General features: G+C 36.4%; 9 protein-coding genes. All 9 read right to left on the bottom strand.

Annotation, left to right across the window (positions count from 1 at the left end; translation table 11 throughout):
* Positions 1 to 244: glutamyl-tRNA amidotransferase (locus LGZ99_RS23475; RefSeq protein WP_262979745.1), on the bottom strand; the 244-nt coding region annotated here is incomplete at its 3' end.
* The gene (locus LGZ99_RS23470; RefSeq protein ID WP_262979744.1) at positions 237 to 689 is read right to left on the bottom strand and encodes a zinc-finger-containing protein; all 453 of its coding nucleotides are present in this window, start codon (positions 687 to 689) and stop codon (positions 237 to 239) included. The genes LGZ99_RS23470 and LGZ99_RS23475, both read right to left, overlap by 8 nt.
* Before the next feature lie 14 nt (positions 690 to 703).
* Complete coding sequence (locus LGZ99_RS23465; protein WP_262979743.1) at positions 704 to 886, bottom strand: hypothetical protein; 183 nt, start codon at positions 884 to 886, stop codon at positions 704 to 706.
* Positions 887 to 1,127: 241 nt separating this feature from the next.
* Positions 1,128 to 1,736 carry a hypothetical protein gene (locus LGZ99_RS23460; RefSeq protein ID WP_036841513.1) on the bottom strand — a complete coding sequence of 203 codons (609 nt, stop codon included), beginning with the start codon at positions 1,734 to 1,736 and terminating at the stop codon, positions 1,128 to 1,130.
* Between the two features lie 11 nt (positions 1,737 to 1,747).
* Entirely contained in the window at positions 1,748 to 2,404 is a 657-nt protein-coding gene (locus LGZ99_RS23455; RefSeq protein ID WP_036841516.1) for an AAA family ATPase, read from the bottom strand.
* Positions 2,405 to 2,410: 6 nt separating this feature from the next.
* A complete protein-coding gene (gene exoX / locus LGZ99_RS23450; protein WP_200875319.1) occupies positions 2,411 to 3,076 on the bottom strand; it encodes an exodeoxyribonuclease X in 666 nt (221 codons plus the stop codon).
* A gap of 8 nt (positions 3,077 to 3,084) precedes the next feature.
* A complete protein-coding gene (locus LGZ99_RS23445; RefSeq protein WP_262979742.1) occupies positions 3,085 to 3,405 on the bottom strand; it encodes a hypothetical protein in 321 nt (106 codons plus the stop codon).
* The gene (locus LGZ99_RS23440; RefSeq protein ID WP_160171172.1) at positions 3,402 to 3,572 is read right to left on the bottom strand and encodes a hypothetical protein; all 171 of its coding nucleotides are present in this window, start codon (positions 3,570 to 3,572) and stop codon (positions 3,402 to 3,404) included. Before LGZ99_RS23440 ends, LGZ99_RS23445 begins: the two co-directional genes overlap by 4 nt.
* 430 nt (positions 3,573 to 4,002) lie before the next feature.
* A partial coding sequence (locus tag LGZ99_RS23435; RefSeq protein WP_262979741.1) for a hypothetical protein occupies positions 4,003 to 4,228 on the bottom strand: 226 nt, incomplete at its 5' end.

Here is a 4,228-nt window from a genome sequence, read left to right as displayed (position 1 = left end):
ATTCAATTTTCTCTATTACTTGTCCCGGAGACCCCGTATCATTCTCTTCTTTAATTCCAGCAGCGCGAGCTATAGCAGCAAGGCCCTTGCAAGAATCAAAAAACATTTCTTTGTAATCATTGCTTTCTTTTTGAAGAAATTTCAATTTGTCTGCAATCTCATTTAAAGTTGAATAATCGTCACAGCTTGCTGTTCTTGCTAACTCGTGACATGCGGATATTAAAGATTCTGTATTTTTAGTCATGATAATTACCCTTTCTCTTAATAATCATATTTTCACAAATTTCCTTCGCTCGATGGCAAGTGTCAATATCGAACCATCCAAAGTGGCATTCACATTTGTTAATTCCTAGCTTTCTAGCTAGCCAGCGATACGCATCCGTGCGCGTTAATTTTCCTGACTGCCATATTTCTTCAAAATAACGTTTGCTGGAAAGTCTTGCATTCCGTGTTGCTTTATCTGCTAGATATCCCAGCGGAATATCCGTATATGGATGCATTCCTACATAAGCCCTACACTCAGTACAAATATATAACCACGGCCACTTGCTATAATTCTTCCCGAACACTTCCTTGTGACTTGCTATTATTACGTCGCCATTGCAGTAATGACAATTAACTGGCATTGGGAGCGGGTCTTTAACCCGCTGTATTGCTTTGATACTGGGATTCCAGGGTGTTTTCTCCATCATAGTCACCTCTATTAATTAACATAATGATTTCCTACATATTGATTATCCATTTCAGCCAATAATTTAGTTCTTAATTCAGTAAGAATCTGTCGCTCTTCATGCGTACTACATGAAGTAAATGCTGTGGAATATTCAACATGATGCTTATTTAAGTCTTCATTAAACGAGATAAGAATTTCTAACTTCACAGCCATAAATCACCTCATTGAATTAATTAGTTTTCACATCTTTCAGGATTTCCAAGAATAAATACGCCGTGAGCAAAGTCGTCTGGATTGACTTTATTTTTACTTTCTCGCTTGTGCTTTTTCACTACTTTTTCTCTGTTGCTCTGACATTCAACGCAACTTTTGTTTGAGACGTATCTTAGCGTGTGCCCTAGCGGGCATGGGTCGCCATTGAATTTTTCACCGTACATGAAATTACCCTCATATTTTAAAATGGAGAGAAATTATCGTCGTATTGCTCATATTGATTATTGTGGTTCTGGTAATTGTTATAGCTGTTATGTTGTGATGATTTATTCCTCTCATCTTTATCTTTTAAAGTTGAAACAATCTTATTTACAGTCTCAGCAACTTTACCACTTTCAATTTCTTGTAAGGTTTGCCCAGTCTTAGCAACGAACGGAATTCTTATATCAAAGCTAAATGTATCACTTCCATCCGTTCTTTTAGTTCTTAGTGTTTTTTGAAGCACCAGACCAACTGTTTTCCCTGTTAGTTCTGGGGCGATACATGTATTCGCATCTTTCGTTATCTGAGTTAACTGTTTAACTCCGGCGCAGCCCATGATCGCATTAATCATATTAATTCCGTACTGATTATCTGTGCCGTCATTTTTCTTACAACAAACATTCAAATAATTAACTTTTCGTCCATCTTCACTTTCGCCGGATATTTCAATAAAGTGGGCACCCTCTTTCCCTCTTGTAAATTTAGCTTCATTGATAGTGATAATATAAGCCCCACTTTCTGTGATAAATCCACTCTGACCGGCAGATAAAGCAAGTTCTTTGTTATAAACAAACATAACATTATTCATTTCATTTAACCTTATTTGTTGATTTCGTAATAATGACAAATTGTTTCGTCGATAGCAGCTAAATCATTTTCTATTTCATATTTATCGAACATGCCCATCGGGGATTTAACTGTATCGTAACCGTTGTTTCTTGTTAAGAAAAAATAATTGTCATCCTTGACAATTGTTCTTAAAACTATTGTGAACATTCCCTCAATGGTTATTTTTTCATCCAACATTTTTCCTATTGTTTTTATCTTAACTTTCCCTGTCTGGGTCTCTTCCGTATGAGACAATAAATAAACACGCAAATCGTCCGGCGTTCCATTTATTGCACTATCAATAATACTCCATGCATGACTGCCGATTTCCGTAAATTTATCAAAAGATTTTTCATCAGAGCGGCGCATAAATTCATTTGCCATCACATATTGAAAATCATCAATAATGACAATTTTCTTTCCATATGAGTGAGCTTTTATTATTGCGCCCTCGATATGACTATATTTATCTGAAATGAAAACAGAGGTTTCTGGATTTTCCCTGTCCCACAATTTCCATGAAGAGGATTTAAAAGGTAACGGTTTCCTTACCGCTTGTATCAGCAAACACTCTGTTGGATTTAAATTTCTGAGACTCGTTGACTTCCCTGTCCCCGATTCCCCTAAAATTAACGTTGCGGTTCCCATATTTAACTACCTCGATAACCAATAACTGATTGTGAACTTAACATCATGATCAAGGTTCGGCTGTTTCAGTAGCCAATGGAAATACCCGATGTTCTCTTTCTTGACTTCCTCAAATGTCATTCCATTGTATTTTCCGAATTTGAATCTATGAAGCAGGGAAGGTTGATTACTGATTTCCAACATTTCGTTATCTGACCAACCAGATTCATCTTTGATAAATTTGAACAGTTCTGCTGTGACAATGCAGTCGTATAGCGCCCTGTGTGCATGTAACCCCTCCGGAACACGAACACCCAGTTTCAGTGCGTAGCGTAGATATTGATTGCTGTGACTTTCCATGTCAGGCCATAAGCGCCTTGCTAGTTTTAATGTGCAGATAAACGGAGCATCCATTTTCGGCATCATCTTTTTGTCAAATTCAGCATTGTGAGCAACAAGGTAATCAGCACCTTTGTAGATCCCGATAACTTCATCAATCAGCGGAGAATTAATCACCATTTCATCAGTAATATGATGAATTGCCATTGCTGATACTGAAATAGGTTTTTTGGGGTTTGTTAAGTGGGATTGCTGGGTTGAATAATTGATTTGTATATCAATGATATCAATACTTGCTATTTCAACAATTCCACTGTCTAAATCACACGTTTCTGTATCTACTACTCTATATATCGTCAAAATTAATCTCCTGTCCAAATTCCACCGTGTCTGCGTGTCGGATTATCACCACGACAGAAATCGTATTCTCGTTTGTTGGTTTTGAAATATTCTCGCCACTCCAAAGCTCTCTGATTTTCTCGTTCGTTAATCAAATAATTGGGGAGGGGAGGGTGATTTAATGCGGCGTCGAGATTTGCATTCCATAGCTTTTCTGCGATTGCCATATTTGATAATTTAAAAACGTTTGGGTGAGGTTTTCCGTTAATTATTTCCCTGACTGCTTCTATAGCTTCTTGCTTACTCTTGAAAATATCTGGCGCTCTTATTAAATACACAGTCATGTAAAATCTCCGCTAAGTTCAATTAAACTAACCGGCATATTCATATCCAATCCTTGGATAGAACGCTTATATTCAATTTCCCTGTGCTCGATAATTTCTTTATCTGAGTATCCGATTTTTTTATAGAATTCCGTTTCTTTATTCACCTGATGTTGATGAGTGTTCATATTATAAAGCCTCGATTTTATATCCCCTGCTTTCGAAATATTCCTTTATTTCATTGAAGCAAGAGTTTGTTGAATTAAGTACTTCTTCGGAGCTTCCTTGTATAACAATATTTCCATTTATTTCAATTTCATTTCTATTGTTAATGAGATTAACTTTAAAAGAGTCACAATAAATCTTAAACATAATTACCTCATGAACATTAAAATTAACGTTGCAAATAAAATTAAACAAGCGGGATAGAGCATAGCGAAGAGCCATTCTTTAATCATATTCATAACTTAATCTCAGACAATACATAGCCATAAGCCATATTAGCGGGCTATTTGTGTTTATTGCTATATAAGCTTCACATTGAGCTAAATTGAAAAGTTGTTTGTTTATTTTCATGATATATCCCTGAGCCTTCCGCTGGCGTCACTACTCCATTTATTAAAACTCACCTTTACTGATTTTAACAATCGCTTGAGCATGTTGTTCAGCGGCTTCTCCTGTCAAATGAAGTTGACCGCTTTTTAATAACTCTATATCACTGTCATCATCATCCCACTGCTGTCTATAGTAAGTTCCACAGCGATCAGCCACCCAATACCCTGTACCTTTCTCCAATTTATAATCAATAGGCTTCGGAAAACTCACTTTTCCTACAGTTATCATT

The sequence above is a fragment of the Photorhabdus temperata genome (assembly GCF_025384845.1).
Taxonomy (GTDB): Bacteria; Pseudomonadota; Gammaproteobacteria; order Enterobacterales; family Enterobacteriaceae; genus Photorhabdus; species Photorhabdus temperata.
The sequence above is the reverse complement of the archived record's forward strand: the minus strand, read 5'-3'. Positions and strand labels throughout refer to the sequence as shown.